A 15,373-nucleotide genomic window follows, 5' to 3' on the forward strand; every position below is an offset into this window, starting at 1 on the left:
GCGCTCCTGCCCGGGTGGCTATTGTCGATGCGTTCTCGAGCGGAGTGCACCTAGCCCGAGAGCTCGAACGGCTGGACGTGGACCGCGTCCACGTCCGCAGCGCGAAGCGGCTCAGTGACTACTACGAAGCCTCCTACGTGCCGGAGCTGATCACGCGGGAGGTGGAGTTCAGCGCAGACGACCTCGAAACGGTGAGCCGGCTCCGGAGCCTTCAGGTGACGCGTGTGCTTGCCGGCACCGAGTCGGGGGTTGCCGTCGCAGAACGGCTTGCCGCAGCCTTGCATCTGCCTGGCAACGTGCCAGCCCTCGCGGAAGCGCGGCGGGACAAAGCAGCGATGGTCGCGGCGCTCCTCGCGGCAGATGTTCCCGCCCCACGAACTGTGACCGTTTGCAATCCGGAGGATGCTCGCGTGTGGTTCGAGCGGCAGGCGCTGCCCGCAGTGGTCGTGAAACCGCTCGGAAGCGCTGGGTCCGACCATGTTCCGGTCTGCCGCAGCCCCGCGGCGGTGGAAGCTGCAGTGCACGACGTTCTGACCTCATCGAGTGTCTTCGGCGCCCGGAACGAGTCGGCCCTCGTGCAGGAGTACCTCGACGGTCCGGAGTTCTACATCAACTCCGTCTCCGCCGGTGGTCACCATGCGCCCGTCGAGATCTGGCAGTACGTGAAGAGCGACGGGCCGGGCGGCTCGCGATTGTTCGACTACGAGGAGCCAGTCGCACCGGATTCCCTCGTGTGGGATCAGCTGTGGACGTACGCCGAGCAAACGCTCGACGCGCTCGGCTTCCGGTACGGTCCGGCGCACCTGGAAGTGATCGTGCAGCACGGGCAGCCGCTTCTCATCGACCCGGGTGCACGTCTTGGCGGCGGTGTCATCCCGTCGGTGAGCGAACAGCTCTCCGGGTCCTCGCACGCAGCGCTTACGGCGGCCGCCGCAGCAGGCGGAGAACTTCCAGTGCAGCCGCTGCGGTTCCCGCATCGCACCCGGTACGTGTCCCTCATCAACCATGACGTCGGGACCGCTGGCGACGGATGGGAGCCACTGCTGCGAACACTGCCGTCGTACGTCGCCGCTCACGCCGGTGTGCGCCCTGGGGAACCGCTCATCCCGACCGTGGACCTGTTCACCTCGCCCGGATTCGTCTACCTCACCGGCCCCTCGGAGATGGTCGTTGACGACTACCGGAGGATCCGCTCCTGGGAGCAGACGCGCCTCTACGCGCGAGCGAGAGACCGAGCCGTGGAGCCGGACATGGCGGAGTGGTCCGGAGCGAAGTTGACTGGGTCGGCCTGAGCGGCGCCCATCAACGCTCGCGGCGCCCACAGCGGCCGGCTGTGGTCCCAGCTCTGCCCGTCAAGGTCCACCTCGAGGCGCCCTGTGCCCTGCACGGGAAGCTGGTCGGTGGTGAGGATGCCAGCGACGGTAGCCGCGGCGACGAGCGCGGTCAGGGTCTGCGCCTGGAAGATCCGGCGCAACCGACCAAGGTGATAGTTCACGGTCGCAGAGCTGACGTACAACTCCTTCGCGATGCACCGCACCGGTTCACCCCACGCAAGCAGAACCAGAATCTCCACCTGCCGCTCGGTCAGCAGCACTCGATTCATCCCCACGATGACCCCTTTCCCCTCCGCCATCCTAGAACCGGCCACTGGGGCCGACGTCATCCCGCGTCACTATGCAAGTGCTCCGAAATCGTGGCGTCCGAGAGTGGGCAGCGCCCGGCCAGCAGCGCCGTTGACCCGTGATGTCTGTCCGTCCTGCCAGGATGGGAGGCAACCAGCACCACCCGGATCAGGAGCACCACCCCTCGCATGCTTGAGCAGTTCCTTTCGCGCCCAGCCGACGACACGGCGACCGGGCCGCGGCCGAAGCCGATCTTGCGGCTCGCGCTTCTCACTATCGCCTTCGGCATCGTGGAAGGGGCGCTGGGGAACACGACCATCCCGGTTCTCCGAGGTATCTCCGCGGTGCTGTTCGGTGTTCCGTTCATGGTCGGTGTGACGGTCTGGGCGCTCCGCGCCCGGCACAACAGGAGGCTCCGAACTGCCGCGGGTGGCACCGCACGTTGGGCGGGAACTGCGGGCACGGGGACCGGGGAAAGCGCGGCCGCGCCGCCTGCGCCGCAACCGTTCGGTGTCTCACATCAGGGTGCGGAGGCGCTTGCCGCTGCGTGGATGCAGTGGATGGGGCTTGCTGGCGCGACGGCGACGCAGTTCGGTGGTGATGGCGGCATTGACGTCACGCAGCGGGAGTGGGTGGCGCAGGTGAAGAATTACACCCGCACCAACGTTGGTCGCCCGGAGGTGCAGAACCTGTACGGGGTGGCGGCCGCGGAGCGGAAGCGGCCGATGTTCTTCACTTCGTCGGGCTACTCGTCCGGCGCGGTGGAGTTCGCGGACAAGGTTGGAGTGGCGCTGTTCGTGTACGACGCCGTCGGCGGAGCTCTGACGCCGGTGAACTTGGCCGCGAAGATCGTCATGAAGGGCGGCCACGGCCAGCCGCCCGCCGCTCGCCAGTAGCGCACCCACTCCGGAGTGAGTGTCTACCGTTCCCGGCCGGTGTGCTCTCGGACGAGGAACTCCATCGCGCATCGCCAGTCATCGACCGGCGGGTACTGCACGCCGTTCCGCTCCGGCACGTAGGTGGGCCACGGATCGTTGAACGTCCCGTCACGCTCGGTGAACGATCCGACGCAGTCCGTGCCGGAGTACAGCAGCCACCGCGGCTCCCCGCCGACGAACAACGCCACGTAGGCGTCGCCGTGCACCTCTGTGACGAATGACGTCTGATGCAGGTCGGGAAGCCGTTCCATCACAGCACGGTACTGTCAGTTCTCATCTGAGGTGAGACTGGTCTCACCGGGTTGAGTGCTGCCCTGGCCTTGCGGCGAGGGAGTCCCCGTGGTGCTGGTGGGGTTGCGGTTTCGTTGGCTCCTGCCCGTGCCGGCGAATGCCGGTCGGGGCTTCTGGGTGCCTCCACCGCTGACGAACGAGCTACCCTCGTCCGGACCTGACTCCTCCGCTACCGACGCTGCTGCGTGGCGGGCGAGGTTGACTGCGGCGTTGAGGTCACGGTCGATGACCAGGCCGCAGGTGGTGCATACGTACTCCCGCTCGGCGAGGGTCAGCTTGGCTTTCACTGACCCGCATCCGGAGCATGTTTTGGAGGACGGGTAGAACCGGTCCGCGCGCACCAGGGTGCTCCCGAACCAGGACGTCTTGTACTGCAGCTGCTGATGCAGCGTCGCGAATCCGGCGTCCGCGACGGACCGGGCGAGCCCGGTTTTCTGCCGCCGCCGGTTCGGCAGGAACACCCCCGGCCGGCTCGGGTGCGGCTTCGGCTTCGCCCGGGCGGTCATGCCCCGGACGTTGAGGTGCTCGATGCCGACCACATCGTGCGTCTGCGCGAGTCGGGTGGTGAGTTTGTGGAGCCGGTCCTGCCGGAGGTTCGCCACCCGGGCGTGCACCTGTCGGATGCGCGCCTGTGTTCGTAGCCAGCCCGCGGAGGGCTGCTGCCGCCGCTTGGACACCGGGTCGACAGGGCCAACCTGCCGGGCGGCCTGCCGCTGTAGTGCCTTCAGAGTCGCGGCGGCTTTCGCGAGGTCTTTCGGTGCGCGGAGTCGTTCCACTTCGGTGCCGTCGGGGCGGGCGATGACGATGAGGTCCTTCACTCCCACGTCGATACCGACCACGGACTTCGGGCCGAGCGGTCGCGGCCGGACGATGGTGACCTGCTCGACCTGGAACGCGGCGAACCACCGGCCGCGGTCGTAGGAGACGGTGACGGAGTTCACCTTCGCCTGCCCCGCTTCCACGAGCCGGCCGAGCTTCCGGGTGGATTCGTGGGTGTGTACCTTCCCGATGCGCGGCAGATGGATGGTGTGCCCGGTCGGGACGAGCGCGCCCTTGCCCTCGAACTTGATGGACGGCTTCGACCGGGCGCGGGATTTGAACCGTGGGAACCCGAGCGGCGCGCCCGCCCGCGTGCCGCTTCTTGACTTCGCCCAGTTGTCTAGCGCTGCGGCGAGGGCGAAGCAGCCGGACGTGTATGCCTCCCGGGCGTTCTCCGGCCACCACGGCGCCACCGCGTCCCGCCGCGCCACCCACCCATTCCGGAGACTGACTTTCGACCAGGACAGTGACGGGGTCAGCTCGGCGTCGGGGATGCCGTAGGAGCGTTCCGCGGTCCGCTGGTCCAGGTTCGCCCGCACCACGGCGAGCATCGTGTTGAACGCCACCCGCGCCGCTCCCGCGTGGGACAACAGCGCCCGAGTCTGCGCGGGGGTCGGGTCCAGTGCGAACCGGTACGCACGCTGACGCGACCCAGCACCACCAGGTGCCATCGCCTCCCGCAACGCCGAACCACGCACACCCCCTCTATGCGCGGACAACGCCGGAACCGCGCGTCATTGCCTGCAGCGCTCCGTCTCAACGCTGAGAAGCATGCTCACCTGCGTTGAGAAGCGTCAGTCACCGCCGTGGCGTATTGTGTAGCTCAGTAGCCCCCGGCCCCCTCCCCCCAGGTGAGTCGGGGGTTACTTCTGTCGGCTGTTCTGGACCGACTTCCATAGCGCGTCCATGGAGGGCGCCGCGTCGGTGCAGATTGTCTGTTCAGCCGCACCGCCGACCCAGCCGACTGTCCATGGCGACACTCCGGCGGCGACGTTACTCAGGAGGTATCCCGTCATCGTCTTCGGGCCGTCGTTTGCGCGAGCCATCTGGCACAGCTGGTAGCCCATCCGGAGCGCTTCGGTTTCGGACAAGCCGGACACTTTGGATGGGCGGTCGATGAACCGGGCGGAGAACTTCTGCTCACCGACGTGACGCTGATACTGCAGCCATCCTCCGGTACCGCCGGCTGCGACTGCAGCGGCGAGCGCGATGACCGCGACTGCCTTCCCGGTGCCGGTCCAGGTTGCTTTCCGGAGTGCGAGGACGCCGAACACGGCGGGGAGGACGAGCGCTGCGGCCGCCCACTCCCAGGCAGGCATTCCGGCGGTGGCGGGGATGAGGTGGAAGAAGGACACGGCGGCGGCTGCAACGGCGAGGATGCCGATGAGGAGCGCGACGAAGGCTTGCCAGTTCCGTGCCGGGGGCGCGTACCGGTACGCCTCGTACGGCTCCAGCCGCTGCGCCTGCTGCTGCTGCTGCTGCTGCATGCCGGTGTACTGCGGCCGAGGTGGGGCGACCGGGGCGGGAGCCGCCGTCGGCGCGACGACCGGCGCCAACTGCGACGTCCACTGGCCGCCGTCCCACCATCGAGCGGTGTTGCCCGACGGGTCGTCCGGGTCGAGGTACCAGCCAGCGGGCACGGATGCTGCTGTCGTGTCGGTCATCACGCTCCTGAGGTTCCATCACAGCGTCTCGGCGAACTGTTCTGAGGCGCGACCCCAGAACATGGCACGTGTCCGCGCATAGGTACCGTGTCAGCAGTCACCCCGGGCGGAAGGAACCTCCTCGTGTCGAGCATCAACCTCGTGCAGCGCATGACCCGGAACGCTCACCCGTCTTCCCGCGCCGTCGGCCTTGACCGGGCGTTCAAGCTCGAGTACATGGGTTCCGCGGAGTTCGAATGGGGGTCCGTTCCGCAGAGCCTTCGGACCATGCGGACCGATCCCGTGTCGGTGTCGGTCCGCCCACTCACCATCGACGGTGGCAGCCGGGACGTGCACCTCGTCTGCCCGACCGGTGACGCGGACGAGAGCTGGGACGAGCTGCTCCGGTGGGTGACCGGTGACGGATACCGGCAGCCGTTCGAGGCGAAGGAGTTCACCCGCTTCGACACCGCGTTCGCCGGTGCGGACACGTACGGCACCGTCGCGTGGTGGACCCTCGACGTGCACTTCATGTGGGCGCTCGACGCCGACGTGGCAGCGGACCTCGCCGACGCTGTGAACACCAAGCCCGCGAAGTAGGGCTCCGCCCCCGCCGCATCTGCACCCGACGTCGACGCACAGTAAGGAGCACACGGTGAGCACGTCGCGAGGCACCCGCCTGGACTGGGAACGGCCGACCCCGGGAGTCGTCGTCGGCCTCATCGTCGTCATCCTCGGCGTGCTCGCCGCAGCCGTGACCGTAGCGCACTCCGTCGTCGAGCTTGCCGCCGGTGGCAGCACCGGCTGGTGGGACGTCGCCGGCATCGGAGCAGCGTTGCTGCTTACCGTGATCGGCGGCGCAGTCGCCGCAGTGGCGTACCTGGTGTTCGGCCGCCGCTCCTAACCGGCAGGAGCCGTTTGCAGTCACGATGCTGAACGTTCGCCGCATCTGCGGTGAACGTGCGCCGCTTCTTCCGCTCCGACCGCGCGGCGACTGACCCCGTCCTCGTCATCGCCGCCATCGCGGTGTCTCTCATCCTCCTCGTCGGCGGATCATTCACGGTCACCGCTGCCATCCGCAACGGGAGGAACCTCAACGCACAACGCGACCTGCAAGCGGTCGCCGTAGCCGAATCTGCGGAGTTGACCGACAACGACGACTACGTCGGCTACGACAGCGTCTCCGACCCGTCGCTGGAGCACGCTGCCGTGGGATTCACGCCCACGGCAGGCGACTACGTCACCGCCGCGGTCTGCGGGTCGGGAGCAAACGCTGCTTGGATTGCTGCGGCACGGTCCACGTCAGCCGCTGTCTACGTCGCGTCGAGCGCGCACCCGTCGCCATCCACCGATGCTGGGATCCCGGTCGGAGCGTGCTTCAGCTCCGATGACCTGCCCGCCCTCGCATCAGCCGCCGCCTCCGCTGCACATACCGCCGCTGCGGTAGGGCCGACCGTGACCAACCTCGTCGCCTGCAACAACTTCGAAACTGGCACCGAGGACGACTGCGGCGTCTGGACGTACTTCGATGCAACCACCGCCATGGACACCACCAAGGCGCGGTTCGGCAGCCGGTCACTGCGGATCACCCAAGCGTCATCGCAGGTCAACGGCATCAACTACGACGGACAGTTCTGGGCCTCAGGCGACCCGGAATTCGGCACCTACCAAGCCGGCGACCACATCTACGAAGGCGCATGGGTCTGGGTGCCGAAGGGACTGACGTTCGGCTTCGGACTCCGGTCCCCGCAAGCACAAGGCTCCTACGGCTACGGAAGCACCTTCGTGGGAATCGGCGGCTGGCAGTGGGTAACAAACACGTACACCGTTCCGTCGTCGCCGGAGTCGTACTACGACCCGGTCATCACGATGGGGGACGGGAACACCACTCCACCCGTTGGCACCAACATGTGGGTCGACGGTGTCAGCATGGTGCACACCCACGCGGCGCTGCCCGCCAATCCCGCCTACATCAGCGGTGACGGGAACGGGTGGACGTGGACCGGCGCCGCGGAGGAATCCGCATCCACCGGGCCGGAGCGGCAGTACTAAGCCACACCGCCGACGAAAGCGCCGGTGGCGAGCAGAACCGCTGCGTCCCACGACGCGACCGCAGCGAGCGCACCCGCGGCGGACTCGGGCAGCCAAAGGTCCCCAGCGGCGACGAACTGCCCCACCCGCCGGAGACCGATGTACACCAGCCACCGGTCCACAGCAGCCCTAACCACCGCAACACGGCGGTTCCCGGCACTGGTCACGACAACAGTAGGACGGTCGGTTCCGGGTGACACGGAGCTCGAGGCTAAAGCCGTGCAGCTGAGAGCCGCATGTCCGGCCGTTCAGTCCGCAGCGGACCTCAAGTGTCGCTACCGGGTGACGGCGAGGGTGGCGGCGACGAGGAGCCATTCGCCGGAGAACAGTCCCCAGTCTCGAGTCCACGACAGGGTCGCGTCGATGCGGTCGCCGTTGCTGAGGACGGTGACGTGGGCGAGCATGCTTGTCTGCCCGATGCTGTCGTGTTCCGCATGCTGACGGGTGAGGACGTGCACTCGTTCGAGTCGCACCCGCCCGGACGCGTACGCAGCGAGGTCATCTGCTTTCGACACGGTCATGCCGTTCGGACTGTGGAACACCGCCCAGTCCGCAGTCAACGCGTCAAGGCGGGCAACGTCGCCGGTGCGCATCGCTTCCAGGAGCGCGTCCTCTGCGGTGACGACGCTTGGCACCGGGACTGGTGTCGGGTCGGCCACGGCTCGACGGTACGGCAGCCACGGCAGCCGAATCGATTCCGACCACGCTGCGCGAAGCTCAACTTCCCCCATGGGAGAAACGTACCGAAGAGTACGAACTGGGTTGGACTGCCCGCCGCCCCCACTCCTGGGGTGGCTGACCCGGTCACTCGCCGAATAGCTGCGACACGATGACGGGGCGGCCAACGACTCGCTCCTCGAGGGAGGGAAGCTGTGGGTCAGCGGCGACGGCGACGGTGACCGCGCGCGGGTCGGAGGCGTACAAGCCGGAGCTCAGGAGCCCGTTGAACTCCACCACGAGTGGTTCGCCTTCGCCGTCGAGGGCAACGTCGATGACGGCGGTGCCGAGGTCCGGACGTTCCGCCTTCCACTGCTTGGCGACCTCTCCCGCGAATTGCACGAGTCGGCGCACCAACACCGGGTCCTCCACGACGGGGGAGTGCGGGTCGGAGCGGTGCTCGCGGACTCGGGTGTCGAACCTGTCCCACCGGTGGTTCGCGGGCGTGTGCTCCTCAATGCAGCCGGCGCCGGTGACGGGCACACCGCCCACGACGAACACCCGGTACTCGAACCGCATCGGAACTCGGCCCTGGACGAGGAACGCGTCCGGCCGGCCGCCCTGCGACACCAGCGCCCAATCGAGACCGTCCGAGAGCGCAGCTTCGATGTCGGCGTCGGTGTGATGCGGGGCGATATCGATGGCGGCGATGCCGTACTTCGCCCGGGTGACCTTCACCACCACCTCCCGGTAACCCTGCGCGGCCACCTGCCGGACCGCGTCGACGAGTTCCAGACCATCACCGTGCAGGTCGGTGCCGGCGAGGACGAGGGGACGGCCGGCGTGGTTCCGGAACGCCTGGAACCGGTGATACCGCTCCACCTCATACTCCGAGACGAGCTCCGGCAGACCCGTGCTGCCGGTGGACGGCTGCCCGCCGTACCGTCGCAGATGCTGCACCTGCACGAGCGGGACCACTTCGCCGGTACCGAGGTTCCGCGCCGTCCCCTCCCGGTACTCCGCCATCCACACATGCCGCGGCCGGAACGCCCACAACGCTGCATCCAACCGCGCCGCCTCCTCGTAAAAATCCTCGAAGTCGTCAGCGCCCGGCTGCGTCACCGGCTCGATGTGCTCCGCCCACGTGCGACGGAAGTTCGCCTTCCGCTCCTCAGTCAGATGGTCCTCAGCGCGCACCGTCGGCTGCCCACGTCGCGGCAGCGAAAGGAACAGGTCAGCGTCATCAACGGGCATGGTCCTCCTATGCGCGGAGAAAGCCCCACGGGGCGATGATGATGCTGGGCACGTCGCCGGTCAGTACGCTCACCGGCGTGAACGATGTTGATGCGTCTGAGTCGCTGTCACCGCGGCAGGAGGTCGAGCAGCTGCTCGCCGGGGACAAGGGACGTCTCGGAGATGTGTTCCGCCGACCGGGAATGGAACCGGATGAGGTGGCAGCGGACCTGAACGTGGCGTCGTCTGCGTTCGTCTACAACGCACGACGGATGATTGACGCGCTCCTGGACGGCCGACCGGTGTCGGGACCGACGTTCCGCCGCCAGGTCCTCAGCGTGTTCCGCTCCCAGATCACTCGTGGCCGCGGCGTGCTCTCACCGTCAGCGATGGACCTGCTTTTGAAGAACCGAGCCGCCATCGAAGCCGCCGGCGCGGACGAGGACCCGGTCGAAGCTGCATCCGAAGCAGCGGAGGAGCAGCAGCAAGCAGCCACCACGCTCGCCGAACTCGACGGCGTGCCAGGCATCTACGCCTTCTCCTACGGCTGGTACCTCGAGTCCCCCGTCGACCCGGAACGCGGCAACACGCTGATCAAGGTTGGACAGTCCATCAACATCGGCGGTCGGATCCGCACCCATGCCAGCAACGCCCGCACGCACATCCCCGAGCCACTCGCACTCATCCGCGCATACAGCACTGGCGACCGGAGCCCGGAGCAGGTGGAACGGATCTTCCAGGACCTGCTGCACGCCGCTGGCCACCACAACCCGCGGCGCGTCAGCAAGAGCACGGGCGAGGAATGGTTCCTCACGAACGAGGCGTACCTCGACGTCATCGCCCGAACTGTCGGCCTCCGCACCATCTACACCGGACGCAGCGAGTTCGCGACCGACTAGGTCGCTGGCCGTCAGGACCTCGTCGGCGCCGTCTTCGAGAGGTCCTTCGCCCAGTCCGCCATCGCCTTTGGAAAGAGGCAGCCGGTGAACCCGGGCAGCTTCACCCACTCCGCCTCGCCGTACCGGGCGTCAGCCCACGCCCTTGCCTCGTCGAGGGACGGGCCGGACGCGGTGCGTCCGTGGAAGCGCTTGTTCCGGTCGAGCGGGAACCCGCTGTTCGGGTCGGTAAGGTACCCGGAGCGGAGGACGCGGTGGCCGGAAAAGTCCCACGTCCCACCCTTGCTGAAGGTGATGAAGGCCGGCGCTTCACCGGTCGCCGCCTTGTACGCCTTCGCGAGCTCGACCGAGTTGTAGATGCGGTGCTCACGCAACGCGTCCCGCAGCTTGCTCATCGTCGTCTCCTCGAAGTCATGGCGTTGTCGTCCGCAGTGTCTATGCGCGGAACGACGGCGAACCGGGCGGGGCGGGTTCAGATGTCGGCCGCGCGTCGCGCCAGTTCGACGACGAAGTCGGCATCCGTTGACCGGAGGGCTGCCGCGGGCGTGCGGCCATTCAGATCATGGTCTGGTTGCGCGAGCCAGAGCGCCGCAGCCCAGGCATCACGGGGGTCGGCATCGAACGCGGCGAGGACCGCCCGGAGGTGTGGCAGCGGCTGCCGGAGGGCATCGAACTGGAACGCGGGGAACATCAGGCGACCATCCCCGGACTGCACGCACAGCAGCACGCCGGAAGCGACCCGAGCCTCCACCTCAGCAGCATCAGTGCCGAGGAACACTACTACGCCGTCGACCGTGCGGAACGGGCCGACCAGGTCATCGAGCGTCGCCATCTCCATGGCCAGATCCTGCACCAAATGGTTCGGCCGGCGCTCGCGGCGGAGGTCAGTCGAGGGTGATGGCGAGCCAGCCGAGCGCGTAGGAGAGGCCGCCGCAGCAGAGGCCGAATGCGCCCATCAGTACCGTGGCGATGAGGTCCTGGCTGAATCCCCACGGCTGCTCGACCTGCGACATCACCGCCGAGAACAGCATGAAGAGCGAGATGCAGCCGGCTGCGACAGCACAGAACCAGAAGGACACCTTGAACACGACGTAGACACTGCCTTCCATCAGCGGAGTCCAGGTCGATTGCTTGCCGAGATCATGCGACTTCTATGCGCGGGCTCGCGATAGGGCGGTGCACCTCTCAGCGCCCGTCTACGCTTCGTCGTCGCGTCGCTTCATCGCTGGGATGGTGGTTGGGTCGAGGACGTTGAGAGCTGCTGCCGTGTTCTTCGCTGGCGCTGGGATGACGGTGAGGCCCATCTGTCGGGCGACGGTCAGCGCGGGGATGGTGGCGGGGTCCACCTGCCGGGTCGGGTCGGCGCCTTGGTCGCCGAAGATGGCGAGGGCGTTCGGTGGCTGGTCGCCGCTGAACCGTGCGCCGTAGAAGATCCCGGCGAGCCCTGCCGCGTCGAACACCAGGGCGTACTTCCGCGCTTGGACGTAGTCGGCGGTCTTACTGAGTTCCCCGGTCACACCGAACTTGGTGACAGCGTCCGGGCTGCCGAGGTCCGCGAACGCTCCGGGAGCGCCGTCGGCGGAGGCGATGTCCGCAGCGTCGAGGAGGTACTGCGGGATGCTGCCGGGTTCAGCGAGGAGATTCGGACCGAGCCGCTCCCGAAGCGCGGTCGCTGCGTCGGCCGCCCAGTAGCAGGTGCCCCGCGGAGCGGGCAGGTCGAACCGGCCGTTCTGCTTTCCGTGGCTCCCCGCCGTTACGGAGGAGAAGTACCAGGCGCTGTTGCTCTTCGCCTTCGCGCGGAACATCATCGGCGGCGCTTCCCTGGTGGGGAAGTCGGCGTAGTTCAGGGAGTCGGACGGGTCGCAGAGCGCGTAGTCGCTGTGCGTCAGCTCGCCGTCTGCCACACCCACTCAATCTCTCGCGCCACGTCCAGCACCGCTTCGACGTCCCCGTCCCACAACGCTTGCGCTGCGGTCCGCCCGCCAAGCGAGGGGAACGGACGGTTCAGCCACACCGCGGACCCTCCGTCGTCCACCCGGTTCGGGTCGATGACCGCCAGCACCTCCTTGAGATGCGGGAGGTACTCGCCGTACTCGTTGAGCTGGAACTGCGGGTACAGCAGCACCCCGTCCGCGCTCTTGAACCCGAGCAGCCGCCCGGCTTTCTGCGCCTTCCGCAGCGCCTCCTTCGACACGCCCTTCCACTGCGCAAGCCCCGCCGCAGTGAACACCGGGCCGACAGCTTGCGCCGCAGCGTGTGCCCCGTGCCCGGCAGCCACCTCAAACCGAGCAGCCAACTGCTCCGGGGAAACCTGCTCGAGCACATCGTCGAAGTCGCCACCAGCGACCTGCTCCAGCAGCAGCATCGCCAGACGGGTGCGACGGTTAGCCTGCACCGCGGGGATGCGGAGGGAGCTCGCGAACGATTCGTCCTCGCTCATCAGACGATTGAGCGTCTCACCCAGCACCTTCCGGTACCGGAGGATGCCGGCGGCGTCCGGAAGCTCCTGCACGTCACCTACTGCTGCCATGCGGCACCCCTTCCCTGGCTGCCAACCTCGACAACCTCAGTGTACGCGCGAGACCGCCAACCACGCCAACCTCACGCTGCGTTGCGACGCTTGCCCCAGGCGGCGTTACAGCTGTCACACGGTCGCCCTACGCTGTCGACCTGGAGTTACTAGGAGCTCACTCCATGGCAACCCGCCTGGAGAGCACTTCCGCTGCCCGGGTCCTGTTGGCCCAGGACCCGGGCCACTTCTTTGCCCGGAGGTGACGGGCGGCATGCTGGCTCGCCGCCCCACGTCCTCCCAAGCCGCGGGCGATACGAACTGGTCTGTCGTCAGCGGGTGGTGGTGTCGCGGTGCAGGAGCGTCAGGGCGAGGGCGCGGGCTGTGTAGATGGCGCCGGGTTCGTCGCAGGAGTCGAGGCGGCCGCCGGCGTCGGTCAGCTGCGTCACGGCGTCCTCGAGCGTGTGCAGGAGGACGCGGAGGACCTCCGGGCTGCAGATCGTGGCGACGAGGGCGGTCGGCAGCCGCTCGCCCTCCGCGGGCTCGCCGGCGTTCTCGGGCTGGGTGATGAGGTCCTCGAGGAGCGTGTGCGCGTCACGCAGGTCGGCCAGCGTCGTCATGTGAACGCCTCGAGCGCTTCGGCGGGGTCGAACAGGTCGGGGTTGAAGTCGGGTTCCCAGCCGACCCAGTACGCACGGGTGAGGATGCGGTGGTTGAGCGGTTGCCCGTCGGTGAGCCGGCGGATGCCGACGACAAGGGTCGGGTCGGGGACGTAGCGGCGACCGACGATGAGGTCACCCGCCGGAAGGTCGAGTCGCGGGTCGCCGTAGGGGAGGAAGTACACCGCGTCACTGACCTGCCGGACGTCAGCGAGACGGTCACGACGGAGGCTGTGCGGGGCGCTGCTGGCGCCAGACGCGGTCCGGCATGCCTTCCCCTGCCGTGCGCCGCACTCCGGGCAGACCACTGTCAGCGACGTGGTCACTCGGCCGCCAGAATGCTGTGATGCGTGGTTCCCGCGGCGCGCGCTGCACGGAACTCGGCGAGCTCCCGTTCCGCCTGGATGAGCCCGTCACGGTACTGGTCGCCGTGGTCGGGAGTTGCGACGAGACGAGCCTTCGAGTCGACGTTGTTCTGCAGGTTCTGCTCGATCGCGTCGTCGCTGCCATGCAGGGAACACCACGGGTCCGCGACAGCGACCGCGCCCCCGTACTCACCAAGGCCGACGTCGGCCGCTGACAGGCAACGGCCATCGCAGGGGATGACGGGCTCACGGGTGGTGGTCACGCCCCTTCTATGCGCGGAGCCGCATCTCGCGCGGCTCTGCCATTCGGAGCTGCGCTGGACGCTCACTCAGCCGGGCCCCACTTTGTCGCCAGAAACCGCTTCCGCGCCTGGCGAACGAAGGAACGCCGGGCTCAGAGCTTGCGCCGGTCGCGGCGGTCAAGTAGCACGCTGATAAGTAGAAGGAGCATTCCGACCACGAGGATGATCGGCGCAGCGCTGCGGTCATCAGGCAGAGCCAGAATCGCTATTCCGAACACAATGTCCACCAGACCGACCACGAGGAAGATCAGCGAAAGGCGGCGCGATGCGAACACAGGCCTGAGCGTACCTGTACGGCGGTGTTCTTCAGCGGCCGCGTGCGATGCGCTGCAGCTCCTCTGCGGCGGTACGGCGGGTTCGCCACGGAGTCGGCGCTTTGTGGTAGTCGGCTCGGGCGTACCACTTGCCGTCGTCCTGCTGCTGCACGCTTCCGACGTGCTGCCCGTCTGCGTGGACGACGTAGCCGAGGTTCGGGTGCTGTTCGAAGCTGAATCGCGGCGTTTTCTGCTCTGCCATCGTCGTCTCCTTGGTTCCCTTCATCGTCACACAACTTCTATGCGCGGAGCGAGACGTGCGGATGCGGCCCGCTCGCTAACGGGCCGCGCCTATCGTCGTGGCGCCCCGGTCGCAAGGAGTACCCGGAGACTCTCCGAACCTCAGGGGTGCCCCATCGCGCCCGTGCAGACGTCGAGCACTCCAAGCAGGATGCCCACAGCAATTACCGTCATGAACCCCCACATCGCGCCGGCAAGGTATTCCACGGCTGCCTGCCGGAATGTGGCCGGGCGGACCTGCCCCGTCAGTCGTTGCACCCGGGTGGGTCCAGACGACTGGAACGGTTCAAGCAGCATGATCGGGCGGGCTCGACGATCCACCAGGAACGCCCCATGCAGGGTGCCCGACTGGCTGAACAACCGGAACGGTATGACCAGGGCGCCCCGCAGTTGGATGTGTCGTCGGCCCCACACCGTCGGCGCAACGAGCGTGCCGCCCTCTCGCCAGCATGTTTCGGGTATCGCGCTCAGTCCGAACACCCAGTGCCAGATGACTCCCACTGCGAGCGTCATCCCCAGCGCCACGTTCGGTATGGGGCTGGTCGGAGAGCCGATGTCATCGAAGCCCCGCATGGTCCACTGGTCGCGTGTTGCGGCAGTGAGCACGGCTGCCGCAACCGTCAGAGCGAGCAGCGCCCTGCCGCCCCAGATGGCGACACCCTGCCACGGCGTCCGTGCCGGCGCCACGGTCGGTGGTGCCCCGAGTTCTCCCGCTCGATGCCGAGGTTGGCTGGGCGCTGTCTGTTCCATGCTTGGAGCATTCTGTCGCCTCGCCGACTCATCGTCATGACCCG

Annotated in this window: 24 protein-coding genes; 6 read left to right on the forward strand and 18 right to left on the reverse strand. The window is 67.7% G+C overall.

What is annotated here, in order from left to right; genetic code table 11:
* Positions 1-14: 14 nt before the first annotated feature.
* Complete coding sequence (locus DEI94_RS17190) at positions 15-1,292, forward strand: ATP-grasp domain-containing protein (RefSeq protein WP_181441802.1); 1,278 nt, start codon at positions 15-17, stop codon at positions 1,290-1,292.
* Here DEI94_RS17190 and DEI94_RS17195 read toward each other — a convergent pair.
* Positions 1,214-1,594 carry a helix-turn-helix domain-containing protein gene (locus DEI94_RS17195; protein ID WP_181441801.1) on the reverse strand — a complete coding sequence of 127 codons (381 nt, stop codon included), beginning with the start codon at positions 1,592-1,594 and terminating at the stop codon, positions 1,214-1,216. The genes DEI94_RS17190 and DEI94_RS17195 overlap by 79 nt on opposite strands.
* A 216-nt stretch (positions 1,595-1,810) precedes the next feature.
* Between DEI94_RS17195 and DEI94_RS17200 the strand changes: the two genes are divergently transcribed.
* Complete coding sequence (locus tag DEI94_RS17200) at positions 1,811-2,518, forward strand: restriction endonuclease (protein WP_111026722.1); 708 nt, start codon at positions 1,811-1,813, stop codon at positions 2,516-2,518.
* A 23-nt stretch (positions 2,519-2,541) separates the two neighbouring features.
* On the opposite strand, the gene DEI94_RS17205 is transcribed toward DEI94_RS17200, so the two are convergent.
* From DEI94_RS17205 to DEI94_RS17215, 3 genes are all read right to left on the reverse strand, one after another.
* Positions 2,542-2,811 carry a hypothetical protein gene (locus tag DEI94_RS17205; RefSeq protein WP_111026721.1) on the reverse strand — a complete coding sequence of 90 codons (270 nt, stop codon included), beginning with the start codon at positions 2,809-2,811 and terminating at the stop codon, positions 2,542-2,544.
* A 15-nt stretch (positions 2,812-2,826) separates the two neighbouring features.
* Positions 2,827-4,341 carry an IS607 family element RNA-guided endonuclease TnpB gene (gene tnpB / locus DEI94_RS17210; RefSeq protein WP_284183773.1) on the reverse strand — a complete coding sequence of 505 codons (1,515 nt, stop codon included), beginning with the start codon at positions 4,339-4,341 and terminating at the stop codon, positions 2,827-2,829.
* A 192-nt stretch (positions 4,342-4,533) separates the two neighbouring features.
* The gene (locus tag DEI94_RS17215) at positions 4,534-5,334 is read right to left on the reverse strand and encodes a DUF2510 domain-containing protein (RefSeq protein ID WP_111026719.1); all 801 of its coding nucleotides are present in this window, start codon (positions 5,332-5,334) and stop codon (positions 4,534-4,536) included.
* An 87-nt stretch (positions 5,335-5,421) separates the two neighbouring features.
* On the opposite strand from DEI94_RS17215, the gene DEI94_RS17220 reads away from it, so the two are divergent.
* Genes DEI94_RS17220 through DEI94_RS17230 form a run of 3 tightly spaced genes read left to right on the forward strand, consistent with a single transcriptional unit; the run spans position 5,422 to position 7,365 of the window.
* On the forward strand, positions 5,422-5,913 hold the full coding sequence (locus tag DEI94_RS17220) for a hypothetical protein (RefSeq protein WP_146249484.1): 492 nt from the start codon (positions 5,422-5,424) through the stop codon (positions 5,911-5,913).
* A gap of 55 nt (positions 5,914-5,968) precedes the next feature.
* Positions 5,969-6,217, forward strand: coding sequence for a hypothetical protein (locus tag DEI94_RS17225; RefSeq protein WP_111026717.1), 249 nt, complete (start codon positions 5,969-5,971; stop codon positions 6,215-6,217).
* Between the two features lie 50 nt (positions 6,218-6,267).
* Positions 6,268-7,365 (forward strand): hypothetical protein, encoded by a 1,098-nt coding sequence (locus tag DEI94_RS17230; protein WP_111026716.1) that lies wholly within the window; start codon positions 6,268-6,270, stop codon positions 7,363-7,365.
* Here the strand turns inward: DEI94_RS17230 and DEI94_RS17235 are convergent.
* From DEI94_RS17235 to DEI94_RS17245, 3 genes are all read right to left on the reverse strand, one after another.
* The gene (locus DEI94_RS17235; RefSeq protein ID WP_181441800.1) at positions 7,362-7,526 is read right to left on the reverse strand and encodes a hypothetical protein; all 165 of its coding nucleotides are present in this window, start codon (positions 7,524-7,526) and stop codon (positions 7,362-7,364) included. The genes DEI94_RS17230 and DEI94_RS17235 overlap by 4 nt on opposite strands.
* A 153-nt stretch (positions 7,527-7,679) precedes the next feature.
* Complete coding sequence (locus DEI94_RS17240; protein WP_181441799.1) at positions 7,680-8,063, reverse strand: nuclear transport factor 2 family protein; 384 nt, start codon at positions 8,061-8,063, stop codon at positions 7,680-7,682.
* A gap of 145 nt (positions 8,064-8,208) precedes the next feature.
* Positions 8,209-9,315: an ATP-grasp domain-containing protein gene (locus DEI94_RS17245; protein ID WP_111026714.1), complete on the reverse strand. Its 1,107-nt coding sequence runs from the start codon at positions 9,313-9,315 to the stop codon at positions 8,209-8,211.
* A gap of 77 nt (positions 9,316-9,392) precedes the next feature.
* On the opposite strand from DEI94_RS17245, the gene DEI94_RS17250 reads away from it, so the two are divergent.
* Positions 9,393-10,193, forward strand: a complete 801-nt coding sequence (locus DEI94_RS17250; RefSeq protein ID WP_181441798.1) for a GIY-YIG nuclease family protein — start codon at positions 9,393-9,395, stop codon at positions 10,191-10,193.
* An 11-nt stretch (positions 10,194-10,204) separates the two neighbouring features.
* Here the strand turns inward: DEI94_RS17250 and DEI94_RS17255 are convergent, their stop codons facing one another.
* The 11 genes from DEI94_RS17255 to DEI94_RS17305 form a co-directional block, all read right to left on the reverse strand.
* A complete protein-coding gene (locus DEI94_RS17255) occupies positions 10,205-10,585 on the reverse strand; it encodes a hypothetical protein (RefSeq protein ID WP_111026712.1) in 381 nt (126 codons plus the stop codon).
* A 77-nt stretch (positions 10,586-10,662) separates the two neighbouring features.
* Positions 10,663-11,028, reverse strand: coding sequence for an antitoxin Xre/MbcA/ParS toxin-binding domain-containing protein (locus DEI94_RS17260; RefSeq protein WP_111026711.1), 366 nt, complete (start codon positions 11,026-11,028; stop codon positions 10,663-10,665).
* A gap of 46 nt (positions 11,029-11,074) precedes the next feature.
* Entirely contained in the window at positions 11,075-11,299 is a 225-nt protein-coding gene (locus tag DEI94_RS17265; RefSeq protein WP_111026710.1) for a hypothetical protein, read from the reverse strand.
* 87 nt (positions 11,300-11,386) lie between these two features.
* Positions 11,387-12,094 (reverse strand): RES domain-containing protein, encoded by a 708-nt coding sequence (locus DEI94_RS17270; RefSeq protein ID WP_146249483.1) that lies wholly within the window; start codon positions 12,092-12,094, stop codon positions 11,387-11,389.
* Entirely contained in the window at positions 12,076-12,720 is a 645-nt protein-coding gene (locus DEI94_RS17275) for a hypothetical protein (protein WP_146249482.1), read from the reverse strand. Before DEI94_RS17275 ends, DEI94_RS17270 begins: the two co-directional genes overlap by 19 nt.
* A 311-nt stretch (positions 12,721-13,031) precedes the next feature.
* Positions 13,032-13,319 (reverse strand): hypothetical protein, encoded by a 288-nt coding sequence (locus DEI94_RS17280; protein ID WP_111026708.1) that lies wholly within the window; start codon positions 13,317-13,319, stop codon positions 13,032-13,034.
* A complete protein-coding gene (locus DEI94_RS17285; RefSeq protein ID WP_146249481.1) occupies positions 13,316-13,684 on the reverse strand; it encodes a zinc finger domain-containing protein in 369 nt (122 codons plus the stop codon). The genes DEI94_RS17280 and DEI94_RS17285 overlap by 4 nt, the downstream gene beginning before the upstream one ends.
* Positions 13,681-13,986, reverse strand: a complete 306-nt coding sequence (locus tag DEI94_RS17290) for a hypothetical protein (protein WP_111026706.1) — start codon at positions 13,984-13,986, stop codon at positions 13,681-13,683. The genes DEI94_RS17285 and DEI94_RS17290 overlap by 4 nt, the downstream gene beginning before the upstream one ends.
* Before the next feature lie 131 nt (positions 13,987-14,117).
* The gene (locus tag DEI94_RS17295; RefSeq protein ID WP_111026705.1) at positions 14,118-14,300 is read right to left on the reverse strand and encodes a hypothetical protein; all 183 of its coding nucleotides are present in this window, start codon (positions 14,298-14,300) and stop codon (positions 14,118-14,120) included.
* Between the two features lie 31 nt (positions 14,301-14,331).
* Positions 14,332-14,541: a hypothetical protein gene (locus tag DEI94_RS17300; RefSeq protein WP_111026704.1), complete on the reverse strand. Its 210-nt coding sequence runs from the start codon at positions 14,539-14,541 to the stop codon at positions 14,332-14,334.
* 140 nt (positions 14,542-14,681) lie between these two features.
* Positions 14,682-15,329, reverse strand: a complete 648-nt coding sequence (locus DEI94_RS17305) for a hypothetical protein (RefSeq protein WP_146249480.1) — start codon at positions 15,327-15,329, stop codon at positions 14,682-14,684.
* Positions 15,330-15,373 lie beyond the last annotated feature (44 nt).

The organism is Curtobacterium sp. MCBD17_040 (assembly GCF_003234805.2).
GTDB lineage: Bacteria > Actinomycetota > Actinomycetes > Actinomycetales > Microbacteriaceae > Curtobacterium.